The 19,406-nt window shown below is 35.6% G+C and carries 14 protein-coding genes; 3 read left to right on the top strand and 11 right to left on the bottom strand.

Annotated elements, in window-relative coordinates:
- Positions 1 to 44: 44 nt before the first annotated feature.
- A complete protein-coding gene (locus tag ACYQ1I_RS01315; RefSeq protein WP_024832242.1) occupies positions 45 to 257 on the bottom strand; it encodes a helix-turn-helix domain-containing protein in 213 nt (70 codons plus the stop codon).
- A gap of 230 nt (positions 258 to 487) precedes the next feature.
- Here ACYQ1I_RS01315 and ACYQ1I_RS01310 point away from each other — a divergent pair, with 230 nt between their 5' ends.
- Positions 488 to 1,774, top strand: a complete 1,287-nt coding sequence (locus ACYQ1I_RS01310) for an IS30 family transposase (RefSeq protein WP_459761661.1) — start codon at positions 488 to 490, stop codon at positions 1,772 to 1,774.
- A 981-nt stretch (positions 1,775 to 2,755) separates the two neighbouring features.
- On the opposite strand, the gene ACYQ1I_RS01305 is transcribed toward ACYQ1I_RS01310, so the two are convergent.
- The 5 genes from ACYQ1I_RS01305 to ACYQ1I_RS01285 form a co-directional block, all read right to left on the bottom strand.
- Positions 2,756 to 3,784 (bottom strand): hypothetical protein, encoded by a 1,029-nt coding sequence (locus ACYQ1I_RS01305; protein WP_459761767.1) that lies wholly within the window; start codon positions 3,782 to 3,784, stop codon positions 2,756 to 2,758.
- 455 nt (positions 3,785 to 4,239) lie between these two features.
- Positions 4,240 to 5,481 carry an FRG domain-containing protein gene (locus tag ACYQ1I_RS01300; protein ID WP_459761766.1) on the bottom strand — a complete coding sequence of 414 codons (1,242 nt, stop codon included), beginning with the start codon at positions 5,479 to 5,481 and terminating at the stop codon, positions 4,240 to 4,242.
- A 76-nt stretch (positions 5,482 to 5,557) separates the two neighbouring features.
- Positions 5,558 to 7,105 carry a caspase family protein gene (locus ACYQ1I_RS01295; RefSeq protein WP_459761765.1) on the bottom strand — a complete coding sequence of 516 codons (1,548 nt, stop codon included), beginning with the start codon at positions 7,103 to 7,105 and terminating at the stop codon, positions 5,558 to 5,560.
- Between the two features lie 255 nt (positions 7,106 to 7,360).
- Entirely contained in the window at positions 7,361 to 8,626 is a 1,266-nt protein-coding gene (locus tag ACYQ1I_RS01290) for a recombinase family protein (protein WP_459761764.1), read from the bottom strand.
- Positions 8,627 to 8,991: 365 nt separating this feature from the next.
- Positions 8,992 to 11,238: an ATP-binding cassette domain-containing protein gene (locus ACYQ1I_RS01285; RefSeq protein WP_459761763.1), complete on the bottom strand. Its 2,247-nt coding sequence runs from the start codon at positions 11,236 to 11,238 to the stop codon at positions 8,992 to 8,994.
- 76 nt (positions 11,239 to 11,314) lie between these two features.
- On the opposite strand from ACYQ1I_RS01285, the gene ACYQ1I_RS01280 reads away from it, so the two are divergent.
- On the top strand, positions 11,315 to 12,259 hold the full coding sequence (locus tag ACYQ1I_RS01280) for a helix-turn-helix transcriptional regulator (protein WP_459761762.1): 945 nt from the start codon (positions 11,315 to 11,317) through the stop codon (positions 12,257 to 12,259).
- Positions 12,260 to 12,483: 224 nt separating this feature from the next.
- Here ACYQ1I_RS01280 and rlmD read toward each other — a convergent pair whose 3' ends face one another.
- Complete coding sequence (gene rlmD / locus ACYQ1I_RS01275; RefSeq protein WP_459761761.1) at positions 12,484 to 13,839, bottom strand: 23S rRNA (uracil(1939)-C(5))-methyltransferase RlmD; 1,356 nt, start codon at positions 13,837 to 13,839, stop codon at positions 12,484 to 12,486.
- A 188-nt stretch (positions 13,840 to 14,027) separates the two neighbouring features.
- On the opposite strand from rlmD, the gene ACYQ1I_RS01270 reads away from it, so the two are divergent.
- On the top strand, positions 14,028 to 15,350 hold the full coding sequence (locus ACYQ1I_RS01270) for a GerMN domain-containing protein (protein ID WP_459761760.1): 1,323 nt from the start codon (positions 14,028 to 14,030) through the stop codon (positions 15,348 to 15,350).
- A 146-nt stretch (positions 15,351 to 15,496) separates the two neighbouring features.
- Here ACYQ1I_RS01270 and ACYQ1I_RS01265 read toward each other — a convergent pair whose 3' ends face one another.
- From ACYQ1I_RS01265 to pyk, 4 genes are all read right to left on the bottom strand, one after another.
- A complete protein-coding gene (locus ACYQ1I_RS01265; protein WP_459761759.1) occupies positions 15,497 to 16,507 on the bottom strand; it encodes an aldo/keto reductase in 1,011 nt (336 codons plus the stop codon).
- Positions 16,508 to 16,528: 21 nt separating this feature from the next.
- Positions 16,529 to 16,924 carry an FxsA family protein gene (locus ACYQ1I_RS01260; RefSeq protein WP_459761758.1) on the bottom strand — a complete coding sequence of 132 codons (396 nt, stop codon included), beginning with the start codon at positions 16,922 to 16,924 and terminating at the stop codon, positions 16,529 to 16,531.
- A 4-nt stretch (positions 16,925 to 16,928) separates the two neighbouring features.
- Complete coding sequence (locus tag ACYQ1I_RS01255) at positions 16,929 to 17,354, bottom strand: acyl-CoA thioesterase (protein WP_459761757.1); 426 nt, start codon at positions 17,352 to 17,354, stop codon at positions 16,929 to 16,931.
- A gap of 280 nt (positions 17,355 to 17,634) precedes the next feature.
- Positions 17,635 to 19,392: a pyruvate kinase gene (pyk, locus tag ACYQ1I_RS01250; RefSeq protein WP_459761756.1), complete on the bottom strand. Its 1,758-nt coding sequence runs from the start codon at positions 19,390 to 19,392 to the stop codon at positions 17,635 to 17,637.
- Between the last annotated feature and the right edge of the window lie 14 nt (positions 19,393 to 19,406).

Below are 19,406 nucleotides of genomic sequence, written 5' to 3'. Positions count from 1 at the left end.
TTATGAAATAACCTCAAATGGGTCTGAACATTGTGATACAAGCATTAACTCCGTTTGGTATCATCCATTTCCATGATATCACAGACGTCACACTCCAACGCTATACAGATTTTTTGTATTATTTCTGTACTAACATTTTCGTTTTTACCAAGCTTTGTGATCGTAGCAGAACTAATGCCTGCAAGTTTCTGTAAGTCTTTCTTTTTCATATCTCTATCAATAAGAAGCTTCCAAAGTTTTTTATAACTAATTGCCATCATAATCACCTCTATGTATGTATAATTACATAATATCATTAGCCTTTAATTGCAAATCGAAATGCAACCCTTTCAATTGAAATTAAAATATATAAAGCGATAAAATGAATAAATTCCAGGTGGTTGCAATCTGGCTTACAAAAGATTGGTCTTGAACCAATCTTTTTATTTACAAACCTTTTCTCTGCCATATATTCTAAATGGGTTGGCGGCAAAAAGGAGAGTAAAATATGTCTAAGTTTTTTACATACGAAGAGAGGCTAACCCTTCAAAAATACCTAAAAGAGAGTGTATCATTTAAAGAAATTGCTCGGAGATTGCATAAGAATCCGACAACGATTTCCAGAGAAGTCCGTAAGCATCTTGCAGAAGTAGCCACTGGATATCCAGGGTTTCCATACAATGCTTGCAAAAACCGTATTAACTGTAGAAAGAAAAGGCTCTGCGGCAAGGAATGCTCGAGGCTTTCAGCAGCATACTGCAAACTCTGTCAAAAGTGTAACCACAACTGCCCTGACTTCATTGAGGAAATCTGTACTGCAAGATTTCGGGTACCTTACGTCTGCAATGGCTGCGAGCAGATCAGTAAGTGTACTTTGATGAAAAACCTCTACCATGCGGAGCATGCTCATGTTAAAGCTCATAAAATTATTTCTGAATCCCGTAGTGGTCTGTGTGTCAGCGAAGAAGAGATAGCCAGACTTAATGCAATTATCAGTCCGCTGGTGAAGCAGGGACAATCCATCCATCAGATTTATGTTACTCATCAAGATGAAATAATGTGTAGTGAAAAAACCATCTATAACTACATCGATGCCTGCTTGCTCGATGTGCGCAATATTGATTTACCCAGGAAAGTAAAGTTCCGCGAGCGATATAAAAAGCCGGAATTTAAAGTAGACAAGGGCTGCAGAATTGGTCGCAACTACGAGGCGTTCCAAAGCTTCATTGACGATAATCCTGATACTGCGATCGTCCAAATGGACACTGTAATTGGTTCCCAGGGTGGTAAGTGCCTACTAACAATACATTTCGTAGAAACTAATCTGATGCTTGCTTTCCTGAGGGAATCCAATACCTCTCAATCGGTAATTGATATATTTAATGACCTTGATCAACGGCTCGGACGTGAACCGTTTCGAAAACTGTTTCCTGTTATTCTTACGGACAATGGTAGTGAGTTTTCCAATCCCAAGGCTATTGAGTATGGGCCTGATTTGCGCACACGGATTTATTACTGCGATGCCGGTTGTCCTCACCAGAAGGGGGCTATTGAAGTCAATCATTGCCTGATTCGTAGAGTGCTTCCTAAAGGGACAAGCTTTAATCACCTAGTTCAGGAAGACATCACAACGATGATGAATCATATCAATTCCTACAAAAGAAAAAAGCTGAACAATCGTAGCCCATACGAAACGTTCAGCTTCTACCACGGAGAAGAGGTTTTGCATAAACTCGGATGTTCACCGGTTGCAGCCGATAACATCACGCTAAAACAAAGTCTTCTCAAAAAGTAACATTAGAAACTAAGTACTGCGCTGCCAACTATCCATGCTTAATCCATAAAACAGGGGTGGATTCTCCGATTACAAAAAAATCGAGAGGGAGTCGATCTCTGTTTGGCATGCCCATTTTAACCCATAATACACCAGATTTTTCGGAAAATCAAACTGCATTTGGGTTACAATAGTGGCTTTTTGTTTTCAAAACTGGCTTCTCGAGTACAAAAACTGCGTTTCGTTTACAAATATTCAGTTGTCGGTTTCAAATATTGCGTTTCACTTTACAAAATGGCATCTCGCCTTTCATTTAAGTATAATATCATTAGCATCATCATATTGCAAACATTTTATTTACGTTCGCATGATTTTTGATTTGTATTCAATAATTCTTACTCCAAATCCTTCTAAATCCTATGCTATAATCTCAGGTGTATAGAATGTTACATCTATCCTGTCTCCTCAACCCTACTAATTTATCTATTCTGTCCACTCACCCCTACCTAATTTCAGACTCATTTTTACTACAAAAAAACACCCTCGATATGTTTCCATGTACCCATATCGAGGGCTTAGGTCGAGTGGACAGATTTACTTTAATTATATGAAACCCAGTATTTTAAAGGATTTCCGGACTTTATTTTTTAGACATCAATACTACGCACTCAACATGCCCTGTTACTGTAATTCTGATGACCATAGCACATAGTGCTCCCTCGATATCAACTTATATTTCCAGTAATTTATTTATTTCAAGTTAGTTTTTTATAATATACTGTATTTATTTCAAAACGGCTTTTAAGTATACTGCTGGTCTTACGATACTTACTTCGTTTTGAAATACTAGCTCCCTCTCCTAGAAAATTTATCAACTAATTTGCTGTTATTGACAATATATCAATCTCTCCCTGGCATCTTTGTAAAAAACGTCCAATCTATCTCTACATATGGTAAAAGTTTATTCTTATACAAAATAACTATCCCTTTTATAAGATGATTTTATAGTTCCTTAATCAATTCTTCATATTCCAATTTTTTGATGGGCCGTTCAAAAAGAGCGCTTATTTTTGTAAAACATTCATTTATATCTTCAAGATAACTATTTGTATACGTTACTGTTGGCACCTTATACTTAAAAAAATAGCTATTTCTCTTATCGTTTTCCTTTTTCCAATCCTGCTTTACTTCTTTATGTATTAAATGGGTAGAATCTGGACTCAACTCTATCGCCAGCCTATCTCCTGTATAATAGTTTATAATTAAATAATCTGCCCTATATCTATGACAAACTGCTTTTTTATCCCAACGAACTTCAGGTAGAAGTATTGGAACCTTTGTCCAATCCTTTTGTCCATTAACATAATCTATATATTTATCTACAAATTGTCGCTCAAATGGGGAACCACTCCTTTTGAAATTTTCATAAAATTCAATAATATCATTAAAGGATCTCACTTTCATTAAATTTGCATTATATGTTTGTCCTTCAACAATTTTTCCTTTCAAATAACCTTCCTCTCTTAATTGCCCCAATGTTAAATATGTATATTTAACTTTAAGTCCTTTTAAAGGATAACTTTTCCACTCATAATTTGTTAATAATTCATTTCTAGGTGCAACGAAAACACCTATAACATTTTCATTGTCTCCTAGATATAATTCTCTATCGCAATCCTCTAACTTAAATTTCGTATATTGTTCAGAATTTTTTACATAGCTTCTTTCTAAAAATAATACTATATATTGGCGTATAGTCTCATTTCTCATTATGCTTTTTAGTTCCATATTACTAGATCTGAGCAAGCCACTTATCCACGCATCTCTATATTCCGATGCCGAAAAAAATTGCCTTGATTTTATTTTTGCAAATTCATTAGACTTAGATCCTATTTTCGCTTCAAGACTTTTTATTATATCTAAATCAGAAATATTTTCTTGTCGATATTTCCTATATTCGCTTGCTACTTCCTGTCTCAATTTCAATATTCTTTCTGTATATTCCGCTTCTCTTTCATACTTTTGTAACATCCTTATCCTCCACTATTTTCTCTATTTAGAATGTATAAGCTACCAGAATACATTATTCACAAACAAAACTATTCTGTTATTGTAATTTATTCTATAATCACTATCATTTTTAATCTATTGCATCTATATTATCTTTTAAGAATTTTTTTTGAAAACCTCTACCATTTTCTAAAATCTTCAATACCTTACCTTACCGTAGCAACAGAAACATATTTCAGTACAGCTAAACCTAAAGACACACTCACATATTACTTTCAAAATTTCTGAACTTGTTTGCTTTCCCTTGAGGACAAATCTCATCGCTGTAGTTCTTTTGAAATTAACTCTGAATGTTTTTACTATTATCTCTTAAGGCATTCCCAACAAACTTACACACATATATGCTTTCATCTTCTCTATGTGAAGATAATAAATCTATTTCTGAACGTATTTTAAATAGAATATTTAAATTATTTTTATACCTTCAATAGTTTTCCTGATTTTAATAGTGCTTTAGCAATATTATCTATATCTCCATAAATGGTTCCATTGTCAATACCTAAGAGGTTAAGTTCTTGCAAAATATTAGAATAGTTGTCAATCTCAATCAATATATCAGGTACAATTTCTTGCACATTTAATTCACAATAATTATAAACACCATCATTAGTATAGATATATGGTTGATAGATAAAAAAACTTTGTTGGCTAGATATTCTCCCAAAAAGTTCTGGAGGTTGGTAAGTAAAATAAATGTCTAAATTTATGTTTATTTTACGAGGATAGTTTTTTAGTTCATAAAGTGTTGCTACCAGTAAAATCATATATAATAAAGCAATAATATCGCAATCATTAATTCCACATAACAACTCCGTGTTTTTCAATAAGGCTGAAATAATACCATTTTCTATATCGGATTCAGAAATTACTTGTAATAAGTCATGGTAATCTTGGATATTTATGTCCTCTGATTTTGATAATAGGGATTTTATTTTTTTGTAAAGTTCTATTGTACATGCATCCTCCTCCTCATATACTTCGTTTATGTTGCAATAATTAATTAATAGATTTTTAGTCCAATCTTTTAGAGAAGTAATATCAACGGACCGAAAATGACTATGAATAGAATTTGCTAATGCCAGTGCAATATCATAGTCTGTTAGGAGTTCTTCAAATAAACTCTTTCCTTGTAACATGATAATAATATTTGTAATATTTATTAAACGTTGTTTCTTCAAGACATATGTTTGTGCATAAGGCGAGTGAAAAGGCTTTCTAGCTTGATTGAGAATATTGTGAATTAACATTTTCTGTAAAGAACTATCATTTTCTAATTCTTCAAGTGTTGAGGAACCTAAAAATTCTTGTAAAGAAAATTTTTGCTCAGTTTTTCCGTCACAGGCAAAGAAAAGGGCAACCAATGGTGAATAGCTCATATCTACTAAATTGGTTGGAATACCGTGATGTTGACAAAAAGCTAAGAAATACTTTTTTTCATGTTCTGATACTTGTCCGATTATTCTATTATAAAATGCTGAATGAAGATACTCCATATCATAAATTTTATCAGAGTTCCAGCCACCTAAATAGGGACGGAAACCACTCGCTTTAATTGAAAAATACGGCTCATTTTGTCCCCTGTATATATATTCAGAAATACCTTTACCTTCTAAAATAGAAAGATATTCTGAGATACTTTGTGCTTTATATGTTTTCATAATAATACCTCCTATTGTATTCTTTCTTTAAAATTGATTTGTATATTTCCACAATTATTGATTAGCAAAAGTTAAGTTAATTTATTAGAGATCTAATAAGTTGTTCTTCTTTTTGCAACTTTTCTAAGTCCTCATAATATCTATCTTTAGTGATATTCATACATTCAATTCTATTTTCCGGAGTTCTTGTATTCAAGCCATGTTTGTTATAAAACATGGTAAAATCGTGAATTGTTCCCGCGAGATTCGTACAAGCCTGGCACCAATTTTTTATTTCTTGAGGCGGAAGGGAGAGCTCAGATTCTGCAAAATACCATTTATCAATGAGTAGTACTAGTTTATTCAGTTCTTGTACAAAGTCATCTTCTGTTTTTGTTTTATTTAAAAACTCGTTGTAAATTCCAATAACTCTTTCTGATAGCGAAATTAAATTGCTCATTATTTCTTTTGTTTGAGAAATAAGAGAATATTCCTCACCAGTATTTTTTTGTTGAAATATTTTTAAGGTGTTGTAGTAAGTATGAAAATTAAAATGTATACAATTTATAATTTCACTGTTTTTAGATAGCCTATACCAATGAGCTTTATTTTGGTTTTCATCTACCCAAGTTGTATGGCAAAGATAATTAGCGTTGATTATATCAAATTCGTCTCTACCAAAATAACAGAATACAATATTAGCCAATTTATTTTTCCATTTATTTTCCTGTTGTTTACTTGTATATATCTCTAAATCCCTTACTTTTTCAATAATTTCTTGATTCACAAGAGAGATTTCCTTAAAGGATAAAGGACTTTTAAGAATTGCTTTGACGGCATATCTTTTTGCAATAGAACTATGCAACGGTTCTACAGCATAAATTATATAATTATCAGTTTCATCATAATAGGTTCCTAATTGATAGGGGATATATTCTTCAACAGGAAATAGGATTGTTCCTCCTATGTTTGCTCTGAAATTAGGTTGCTGTATTTTATCTGGATTGTTTTTATTCCAAATATCCAAGTATAAGAAAAGTAATTTTTGAATATCATATAAAGATTTATTTCCTTTTTTGATTAATAATCGATCGGTGAGAGCTTCACACAAAAAACTAGTAAATAGGCTTATAGGCTTAGCTGGATGCCCCCAAGAAAGTTGAGTGGCGTTGCTAGATGAAATAACGGCGTATCCTTTTCCAAAAAAATCAGCAATATTCATATTTGAATAAAATCTAGAAGTTTCATTTACTTCAAAATTCCCAGATAGACAACTATCTAAAATTATTAATTTATTTTTAGCGCACAGAGAGTTGAAAAAGCCAATAATCTCTTGTGTACTAATTGCTTTATCACTGAATATCAAATGATGTGTATTTGGTAAGTTCCCTCCATGCCCAGAGAAATAGAAAATAAAAGTATCATCTTTTGTAATATTATTTCTTATAAAATGAACTTGCTCAATAAAATCGGAGGAATTGACAATGCCTTTATCCCCCAAGGTGAAAATATCTTCTTTTTTTACCTGTAATCCATCGATTAATGCCTTAGTAACAGCAACTATATCATTGGCACAAAACGGAAGATTACTTTGATTAATAGCTGAATAATCGCTTACTCCTACAACTAATGCCTTAATTCTCATAACATCACCTCTATAAAGTTCATTTTCTAATATTGTCACATTTTGATGGCTAGAAAATAAAAGTTTGAATCTTTTTTTGGCAACTATGTGTCCTCGTTCCACAATATGTTAGAAACATTATATCATTCTTATGTTTTGTTCTCTATATAATTAATAGTACTAATTTTTTTAAAAACAATGCTTCCACATAAGAAATATAGCAGTTTAATTATATCCTTATTTTTCAAGTTATAGCTTATAAAATGTTGTACTATCCTACATCTTATTCTGTAAGAACCTAATATTAAACATACTTTCATCTTTACATCGGATTTCTAAATTTTTACTAAACACGAAAATCCAATCAACTTTATTTCTGACGACCTCTTCATCATAAACGCCGTTCTCACAAATCTTTTTACCTAAGACATCTTGAATCCATTTCTCATCTATAGTGGGAGAATGGGGGCAGATATCCTTGCCCTTTTCTATTCTCGTTGCACACCTCCAAACAACCTTACCTCTTTCAGTTCTTCTTCGATATGAAGTACCGTAGTCTCCACACACAACAAGATTTCCCAAAAGATATTTTCCACTATATTTATTAGTGCTGGATTCCACTGTGCCATCTTCTTTTAGAACTAACCTTGCCCGTTTAGACATTTCTTCCTGGACCTTATCAAATATTTCAGCAGTAATAATAGCTGGATGACTATTCGTTATATAGTAACGCTCCCTTTGACCAACATTCTTACTTTTTTTACCTGTTATAAAATCTTCTGTATAGGTCTTTTGCAGTAGGGAATCACCCTTATATTTCTCGTTCTTCAGTATCTTTTGAATAACTGCTGTTGCCCATGTTTTCTTCCCTGTAGCAGTTTTAATCTGATGTTCTTCCAGGTACTCTTTTATTTGTTGCAGTGTACTGCCTCCCAAATACAACTGATAGATCTTCCTTATGATATTGGCTTCTTCCGGTACGACTATCCATTCATTATTAATGCGCTTGTACCCCATAGGCATTTTGCCGACAAAATCATCACCTCTTTCAAATTTACGTTTGTATCCCCATTGAATGTTTTCGCTTAAATTCCTGCTCTCCTCCTGTGCTAAAACTCCATTAAATGCAATATCTATTTCTTTTTCTGTTTCAAGTGAATTTAAATTTTCCTTTTCAAAATAGATATTTATACCTCTTGCTTTTAAACTTCGGATAATATTTAGCGTATCTAACACATTCCTGGACAACCTACTGATAGACTTAGTAATGATATAATCAATGTCACCACGATATGCCTTCTTAAGCATTGCATTCAAACCATTCCGTTTCTCTTTTCTCAGCCCGCTTTCGTAATCATAAAACACGCCTGCAAAATCCCATTCAGGGTTCTCCTGAATCAAATCGTTATAATATTTGATCTGAAGATCAATACTGCTTTTCTGGGTTTCGCGCTCAGTACTAACTCTGCAATATGCGGCAACCTTTAATCTTCTGTTATCTTTCAAAGAGTTCTTGGTCGGAATAAATGTAATTTTCTTCATAAAAATATCCTCCTTATTATTTTTTCAAAGAAAAAGAGCGCAGAAGCAAATCGCTCTTACGCTCATGGTTTATTATTTATTTTCAATCATTAATAATCTCAACGTTGCAACAGGACTACAACCTCTGTATGTCTTGAGACGATAATAAAGATGTCGTAGATTGATATTATCCCCTTAGCGGTTACTATGCAATGGTAAAGTTAGTAAAAAATTATAGCCGTCCAGCAACACCAGTACAATGTATTTTGAAAGTAAATGAATAAGTTTTCTATCCATCAACCTATCATACCCTTACTACTTAGCAAGGATAGATTAACAAACAATTAAATCCACTCTGTATCCTTCATTATCTAAAATGATTATTCCTAAAGATATTTCCTTAAATGTCTTCCTGTAATTGATTTTTGGGATTCCAATATCCCTTCAATTCTCCCTTGATATAATAAATACCCACCTTCCTCTCCAGCATATGGTCCCAAATCTATAATCCAGTCGGCCATACGCATTATATCTAAATTATGTTCAATAATTATTATTGTGTTATCTCTAGATAATCTCTTAAATATCCCTATCAATCTATCAATATCCTTTACATGTAGACCTGTTGTTGGCTCATCAAAGACATAAATATTTCCATTTAAATTTAAATTGATAGATAGCTTTAATCTTTGTAGTTCTCCTCCAGATAGTGTATCTAAGCTCTGTCCTAAAGTTAAATATCCAATCCCTACATCTATTAATTGCTGTAAAATTTTATTAATTTTAAAGTATTTGAAATAGCTTAAAGCATTTTCAATTGATAAATCCAATACCTGACTTATATCCAAACCATTTACCTTATATTTAAGTGATCTATCATTGTATCTTTTTCCATTGCATGCTTCGCATTGGCTAACTATGTCATCCATATATGCTAAGTCTAGTTTTATATAACCTTTGCCTCCACATTCTGGGCAACCACCCTTGGAATTAAAACTAAAGTAAGATGGAGATATGTTATTTTTTTTGGCAAAGATATCTTTAATGTTATCAAATATCCCTATATAGCTTGAAACTGTTGATCTGACATTTGTATATATCTTCTTTTGATCAATAAAAATAGCTTCAGGATATCTCTTTCTAAATTCGATATCCATAAGTGATGATTTCCCTGAACCTGCAACTCCAGTTACTACAGTAATTGCATTTTTAGGTATCTTAATATTTATATTCTTTAGATTGTTTGCCTTTGCTTTATTAACTTCTATCCACTCTTTAAAAGTCTTTATTTCATTGTTTAATTCATTCTTCTTTTTAAATTCCCTTGATGTCAGCGTCTCTGCAGTTAGAAAATCTTCATATCTTCCTGAAAAAATTAACTCTCCACCTTTTTCTCCTGATCTTGGTCCTAATTCTACTATATTATCAGCAATCTTTATCATATCAATATCATGTTCAACAATTAATACTGTATTTCCTTTCTTCTTTAAATCTATCAATAATCTATTTATCCTCAATATATCTTCTGGATGCAAACCTACACTTGGTTCGTCTAAGATATATAATAGATCTACAAGACTGCTTCCAAGTTGCTTTATGATCTTTATTCTTTGGGATTCTCCTCCTGAAAGAGTTCCAGTATTTCTACTTAAACTTAAATAATCAAGCCCTACTAATCTAAAATTATATAGATCTTTTAAAATTGAATCTATCAATTCTTTTGCATTTTTTATGCTTAAACTCTCTAGCTCAATTATTAAATTCTCTATACTTAGTCTACAATAATCATAGATGTTTTTATCATTTATTTTACATTTTAAGATATTTTCGTTTAACCTTGCTCCATTACATTTTGGGCAGATAATTTCTCTTGCATATTTATCTATTTCATGTTTATAAACTCTACCTTCCCTAATATCCTTTTTAAAGAAAGCTTTTTCTATTCTTGGTATTAATCCATCATAAATTGCTGATTTTGGATATTTATCACTTGGATTTTCTAATTTTATTTCATCTGCATATAATAACAGATGAAGTTCCTTCTCATTATAATCACTGATTTTTTTGTCATTATCAAACAAACCAGACTCTACATACCTACTCCATCTAAATCCTCCTACTTGAAATGTAGGAAATAGAATTGCTCCTTCATTTAGCGATTTATTTTTATCTATAATCTTTTCTGTATCAATATCCCTTATCTTTCCAATTCCCTCACAAACTTCACACATACCTTTTAGATTATTAAAAGAAAAGCTATCTGAATATCCTACAAAGGGCTTTCCAAACCTAGAAAATAAGAGTCTAAGTTTTGAATATATATCAGTTACTGTTCCTACTGTAGACCTGCTATTATCTCCAATCTTTTTTTGATCTATAATAATTGATGGTGATAGTCTTTTAATCTCATCACATTTTGGCTGTGGGAACTTCCCTAATCTTGTTCTAATAAAACTGGAATAGCTCTCATTCATCTGCCTTTGTGATTCTGCAGCAATGGTATTAAATACTAAGGCAGATTTTCCTGAACCAGATGGCCCAACTACTGCTGTGATTTCTTTCTTTGGAATACATACATCAATATTCTTTAAATTCTTTTCTCTTGCTCCTTTTACTATAATTTTATCTTTCATAACATCCCCCTTAAACTTTTAATAAAATTAGTATATAATGTAAACATGACACTAATTGTCACTTTAGGGAGGAAATATGAATAAAACTACAATATTGTTCGATTTAATTTGGTTTGTGAATTCAAAAAAAGAATTTACAGCAAGAGAAGTTGCAAATGAGTTTAATATATCCGTAAGAACTGCTCACAGATATATAACTGATCTTTCAGATATGGGCATACCTATATACTCAAAGCAAGGCAGAAATGGAGGTTATAAAGTACTAGATAATCAAGTATATCCCCCTATACTTTTTTCAAAAGATGAGATATTTGCAATTCTTTTCTCTTTTAACTATCTTGGCAATTATAATAATTTACCTTTTAATTTAAGCATTAGCTCAGTTAAAGAAAAAATATACTCACTTTTGCCTAAAGATACTTTAAATGAATTTAAAGAATTAGATAATACACTTCAAATTAATGAATATGGATTTAAACATGATACACCTTTTTTAAAAGAGATAATAGCTGCTGCTATAAATAAGAATATAGTATTGATGCAATATAACTCCCCCAAATCAAAGACACATAAGAAGATTGTTCCACTAGGAATTTATGCATATGATGGCAAATGGTATTCTCCTGCTCTTGATATAGACTTAATGGAATACAGATTATATCGTGTAGATAGAATAATAGACTTTGAAAAAAGTATGGATACTTTTGAAAATCTCATGTCTTTAAAAGAATGGTTATCAAACTATCCAATTAACAATCCAATTGATTTACATGTGAAATTAAATAGAATTGCCTATTTAGAATGTAAAGACATCTATTTTTTGCAAAATGATCTAGAGTATATTGATAATAATTACTACACACTTAAAAAGACAATTGATTCAAATGAAATTCCTTTTTATACAAAACTCCTCTTAAAGCTTGGAACAAATGCAAAGGTAATTCAACCTTTGGAGTTAATCGATAGTTTAAAAAGAGAAATTATGTGTATATATAATCTATATGATATTAAATCTAAATGAGATGATCAATGACATAAATATCATCCATTAACTCAATCTTTTTATAAAAGAATAATTAAAGTATCTAATGTTACATATCCGTTGTCATCATTCCAATTATCCAATGTCATCTGTCAAATGCCCTATTTAAAAGGGTCAAAAATCGGTGTTTTTTAGCCAATTTTTGACCCGAATTTCGCCCTCAAACTACTATATGTTGTGGTCAAGCCCTATTATTTGTCCTCTTAACCACAATTCGTCATCAGAATTACACACTCAACGTGCGCAGTATGCGGAAACATATCAACAGGCTGCACCTCCACCGTCTTATAGCCCTTTTCCTCTAAAATCGCCAAGTCCCTGGCCAGAGTTGCAGGGTTACAGGATACATAAACAACCCTTTCAGGAGCCATATTGGCGATGGTTTCCAGTACAACAGGCTCGCATCCCTTACGGGGTGGGTCCACCACCACCACGTCTGCCCGAACACCTTTTTGATATAGCCTGGGAATGACCTCCTCTGCGGCACCAGTATAAAATTCAGTATTATTAAATTGATTTAGTCTGGCGTTTACCCTTGCATCTTCAATGGCGGCTTCCACCACCTCAATTCCATAGACCTTTTTGGCTCTTTGGGCTAAAAACAGAGAAATGGTGCCTATACCACAATAGATATCAAATACCGTCTCCGCTCCCTTGAGGTCTGCATATTCCAGGGCCTTTTCATACAGAACCCTGGTCTGCTGTGGGTTTACCTGAAAAAAAGATTGAGCTGAAATTTTAAATTTCAGGCTCCCTATGTAGTCCTCAATGGTATCCTGCCCATAAAGGGTAATTGACTCCCTGCCCAAAATAACATTCGTCTTTTTTTCATTTATATTCTGAACAACACTTTTTAATCCATCAACGCCTTCCCTCAATTGTTGAATGAGAGCATCCTGCTGGGGAAGGCTTCTGCCATTGGTAACAATCACCACCATGATTTCACCGGTGGCATATCCTACCCTGGTAATCACATGCCTGATTAGCCCCTTGCCGGTTTTTTCATCATAGACAGTCACACCACAGGTCTTAATATAGCTTTTAATGATTTCAACAATATTTTCATTAATGGGATGCTGAATATAGCAGTATTTAGTATCAACAATCTGATGGCTTCCCCTTTCATAAAAACCCATAATTGCCTTTCCATCCAGCATACCTACTGGAAACTGAGCCTTATTTCGATATTCGTAGGGAGCTTCCATTCCCAGGGTCGGCAGTACTGGCGCTTCTATTTTACCGATCCTTTTTAAATTTTCTATCACCCTGTTTCTTTTAATATTCAACTGGGACTGATAGCTCATGTGCATGATTTGACACCCACCGCAGCGGTGGGCCAGGGGACAGGCCGCTTCGATTCGATGGACCGAGGGGGTTAAAATCTTTAGTATGCGGCCTACGGCATAGCTTTTTTTGACCATGGTTATTTGAATTAGTAAATAATCTCCATGCAACCCATCCTCCACAAAAACCGTAAAACCGTCAACTTTCCCGATTCCTTCACCGCTATGGCCCATATCAACAATTTCTAATTCATATTTCTTATTTTTTTCAAGCATTTTTACGAATCTCCTTCTATATTCATCATCTTTATCGTATTATTGGGCTAATTCTATTATATCCTTTTCTATTCTACACTACTATTTTTAACTTTGACACATTTTGTTTAGTGATTTATATTTACCAAATCTATACATTACAATATAATAATAGTATAGAATGGACAAGCATACAAGGGAGTGATGAGATGTTCCGTACCACCAGAAATATTATACTTCTGCTGATTCTTTGCTTTATCGCCACAGGGGTCCCCCTCTATGCCGATACAATTGACATCAATTTCCCCGCCATCAGTCAGCCCAGCACAGGAAAATTACAGCTTGTGGGTGAAATTAATCAAGTTACATCCCAGGAATGGAAAATTAATGCCACCCTTTCAGCAGAAGGAAAGACAAAGGCAAGGCTTGATTCAACGAATCCCCTTACGGCAGAGGTATACTTCAATAATGAATTAATCCGTACTGTCGATTTAGATGCAGACTTACTTTCTGTTCTTCAGAATGAAGTCACGGAATCAGCCCCATTACAATTTGAATTAGTTTTAGATCAGAAAAAATTAAATCTTCCCGATGGTCATTACGAGGTAGCGTTAAAGGCCCATGTCAATTCCCTAGAGGAGCCCCTTGCTCCCTATCATACCAGCATTGAATTTAATACTCAGGGTACCTATCTTCCTGCCTTAAGGAGCATCAACAGGAATGAAACGGCCCTTACCTTATATTTTCCTGATCAGGAGGGTACCTATTTAATTCCCGTTACCCGGGTAATACCCTACACCACCCGTCCCTTAAGGACTACCCTGGATGAATTAGAAGCTGGCCCCGCTGCCGAACTGGGCCTAAAGGCAGGCTCCCCTATTCCAGGTGTCAGTAGAATCGGTTTAAATAGAAGAATTGCGTCAGTTTACCTGCCCCAGGATATTGGTGTATATGATCAGAATGCCAGCGACGCCGCCATGGCTTTAGGCAGCTTCGTTAATTCATTAGCAGCCATACCTGAAGTAGATGCCGTACAATTTTACTTTAATAACCGAATCGTAGAAACGGGCTTCCATGGTACCGCAGTAGATCAGCCCCATTATCCTGAAAAAGGGCCCATGATATATGATGTATTCTATACTGAGACAGGACGAATCCTACTTTCACCAAGACCCTATCAGGGAACGAATGCTTCGGTGGAAGCCCTGCTGGAAGCCATGAAATACAGCAGTAATACCAATCTGTATGGATTTAATCATCAGCCCTCGGTACCGGAATCATTGGAGCTGGTGAACTACCAATTAATTAATGGTACCCTGACCTTATATGTTAATGAAACACTATTTCATGCCTTTCAAGGAAATGCTGACCGACAGGCCGCCATGGTTGAGGCCCTTGTCTATACCCTTAGCACCCTGGAGGCTGTCGATCGTGTTGCCATTCAAGCAGAGGGCAGACAATTTAATGAATTGGGAGGCTTAGATATCTCTAATCCCCTTAAGCCGTCGCCCTATATTAATCCTGAAAAATAATGAAATAGAACATATCTGACCAAAAAAAGGGCACCCCTTCGGTGCCCTATCAAATTGGAATCAGTTTTACCCTTAATTTATTGTGCCTTCAATAAACTATTTAAGATTATGGTACCAAATCTTAGATTTTATACCTTTTTTTGAATCTATCCTTCTAAATGACCCACAACCTCCTTAAGCATTTCCCTTATGGGCAAGTCGTAGGGACATCGCTTTTCACAGGCTCCACATTCAACACAGTGGGATGCCTTCCTTGGCAGGGCACCATACCTTTCCAGTGCCCAATCCTGCAGGTTGTACCGGGTATAATAGCCCTGCATTAAAAACTGTGTCGGAATATCAATCTCCTGGGGACAGGGCAGACAATAACCACATCGTCGGCAGAAGGTCATCCCCAATTGATCCGTCAGCTCCTTCAGTGCCCTCCTTTCCTCCTGGGAAAGGGGTAGGGGGTTTCTGCCCACCCCACAGTTTTCAATCACCTGGTTGGGCTTGTCAATACCAGGAATAACCACACTAATATTGGGATTTTCTAAAATAAAGCGCAGTGCCAAATTTCCGTTATTTAAAGCACCTCCTGCCAGGGGCTTCATCACAATCACTCCGATCCCCCGGTCAGCCGCCCGCTTAAAAAGGGCTTCTCCCTGTCGCTCAACGGCATTATATGGGAATTGTATGGTTGCAAAAAAATCAGTTTCTACAGCCATTTCAAGGATTTCAAGGCTATGACTGGTGATGCCGATCTCTTTGATTCTTCCCTGGGCCTGGGCCTCCCTTAAGGCTCGATAGGCCCCCTGATCCGACATAATTTCATTATATTGATCATGGGTCTTGACAAGATGAAGCTGATACAAATCAATAGTATTGGTCTGAAGGTTTGAAAGGCTAATTTCTATATCTCGTTTCATGGTATCATAGTCTCTGGCAGTGGATTTTGTGGCAATAATCCAATGCTCCCGATTTCCTTTTATTCCTTCCCCAATTAGTCTTTCACTGTCGGCATAGCCCCGGGCAGAATCAATAAAATTCATTCCCTCCTCAGCCGCCTTTTGTATCAAGGCGACGGCCTCCTCTTCTGAAAGCCTTTGTATGGGTATTCCGCCAAAGCCCACTATACCAATTTCAAATCCTGTTTTTCCTAATATCCGTTTTTTCATGATTGTTCCCCCTTTGTTGAATTATCTTCTGTAAAAAAAGGTAAAGGAGCCCTCCATCAGCATATTCTTAAGCTTACCTTTAATATAATCCTTCAACCAGTTCCTCGTATAAGGAATCACTAAAAAAAATCCTGCAGTATCGGTCAATAGACCCGGGGTTAATAGCAATACGCCCCCAATTAAAACACATAATCCGTTAATCAGCTCGTCTCCCGGTACACGGCCCTGGCCCATTTCAAATCGAATATTCTGGAGGATTCCCCGTCCCTGCTGCTTCGTTAGATAGGCCCCCGCAACAGCTGTTGTCAGAACAATTAATAGTGTATAGCCTAACCCAATATAGCTATTGATTTTAAGTAAAACCGCCAGCTCTAAAACCGGCATCAGCATAAAGAGTAGGATCAGCTTAAATAGCATAAACTCACCTCTTGTTGGGTATTTCCTGACCTAATCTGTCATATAGGTCTGGATTAAGCTTCTTTAGACTTACGGCTTTAAATCTCTCTTTATCGACAAAGGCATGGGTTGTGGTTCCCCTGGCCAGTAGCACCCCGTCTTCTTTACGTAATAGCTCATAGAAAAAGGTAATACTGGCTCTCTTCAACGCCTTTATACTGGTTTCGATCAATATTTCATCATCATATTTAGCTGCCTCCTTATATTGGCATGCAGCATCCACCACAGGCAGCATAATTCCTTGATTCTCCATATCACGGTAGGAATAGCCCAGTTCCTTCAACAATGTTGTTCTTCCGATTTCAAACCACGTAAAATAGTTGCCATGATAAACAACACCCATTTGGTCCGTTTCAGCATACCTTACCGTTATTTCACTGGTTCCCTTCATCCTTACATCTCCTAACTTTATTATATACCTTTACCTATTGAATTAATTCTATATCAAAGATGTTTTTTCCTCTCTTAATTTGATTCCTCTCTTTTCAAATAAAAAAAGAAAAAGAACCTACACCAAGGTAAGTTCTAGAAGGAAATGGGTTGAACTTTATGATATCAATAAATAAAGGGGGGATATTGATTTCATATTTTTAGTATATGAGATAGCGCTTAAATTTGTGTTACTAAAAGGTTAAAGTTCTGTAAAGGATATTTTCTATAGTGATCTTATTTTATAATACTCTGGTTTTTCCACTATAGACAAGGCCAGTGGCGGCATCCAGGGTAACAATATCACCTGTCTTGAGCCTTTGGCATGCCTCTTGTACCCCCACTACAGTGGGAATACCATAATTTAATCCAACAATGGCACCAGGACTGGTTAGTCCCCCTTCTTCCGTAATAATTCCCCCTGCTATTTCAATTAATGAGATCAGATCCTTATCGGCGGTTGAAGTAACTAAAATATCTCCCTTTTGGAAGCCCTCTCTGCTTTCAGGATTTTGATTTACCACATGAACCCTGCCGGTAACTGATTTTTTACCGACCCCTGAGCCCGATACAATAACATCACCAACAATATGAACCTTGATCAGGTTGGTGGTGCCTACATAGCCTACAGGTACTCCGGCGGTGATAACAACCAAATCTCCCCGCTTAATAAGGTCTCCCTCAAGGGATTTTTGTACTGATTGGTCAATTACATCATCGGTAGACTGTAGCGGCTCCGTTAATACCGTATAAACCCCCCAGGTCAAGCTCATTCTTCTTCTCACCCGCTCGCTGACGGTGGCAGCAATGATAGGAGCCTTGGGTCTGAACTTTGAAACCATCCTGGCAGTATAACCAGATGAGGTGGCTGTAATAATGGCGGAAGCCTCCAGGTCTGTGGCTGTGCTGACGGTTGCATGGCTAATAGCATCGGTTACTGTAATCTCTCTATCTAAGGATTTGCTTTTAACTAGATTCTTGTAATCAATAGCAGCCTCTGTACGCTTTGCTATATCTGACATAATTCTAACTGCCTCTAGGGGATATTTTCCTGCTGCCGTTTCTCCGGAAAGCATAATGGCATCGGTACCGTCGAAAATGGCATTGGCCACATCCGTTACCTCTGCTCGGGTGGGTCGGGGGTTTCTGATCATGGAATCAAGCATCTGGGTGGCAGTAATAACAGGTTTTCCCGCCTTGTTGCACAGACGAATCATTTCTTTTTGTACTAGCGGAATTTCCTGAGTTGGAATTTCGACTCCCAAATCACCCCGGGCCACCATAATACCATCGGAAACCTCGATAATTTCTGCAAGATTATCGACACCCTCTTGATTTTCTATTTTAGAGATTATTTGGATATGCTCAGCATTATTTTCCTCTAAAATCTTTCTGATGGCCAATACATCCGATGCCTTTCTTACGAAGGAGGCAGCGATAAAATCAATGTCCATCTTAATTCCAAATTCTATATCCCCACGATCCTTTTCGGTTATGGCCGGCAGGTTGATTTTTACACCGGGAACATTGACTCCCTTGTGGTTTTTAACAATTCCTGCATTCTTTACGACACACAGTAAATCAGTATCATTGACTACCTTTTGTACCTTTAGTTCAACCAGGCCGTCATCGATCAGAATAGAATCACCTTCTACCACATCCTTGGCTAAACCATTGTAGCTGACAGAGCAAATGCTTTTGTCTCCCAGTACATCTCTGGTGGTAATGGTAAATTCCTGGCCTTCCTCTAAAAATACTTCCGGGTCTTTAAATTTGCCGGTTCTGATCTCTGGCCCCTTGGTGTCAAGAATAATGGCTACAGGTACCTTTAATTCTGATCTAACGGCCTTAATGGTTTCAATTCGTTTTGCATGCTCCTCATGGTCGCCATGGGAAAAGTTTAATCTGGCTACATTTAAACCGCTTTTGACCAGCTCTGTAAAGACCTCTTTCTTCTCACTGGCCGGTCCGATTGTACATACTATTTTCGTTTTTCTCATTTTATTTCCCCCTC

The organism is Alkaliphilus crotonatoxidans (assembly GCF_054658015.1).
The sequence above is the reverse complement of the archived record's forward strand: the minus strand, read 5'-3'. Positions and strand labels throughout refer to the sequence as shown.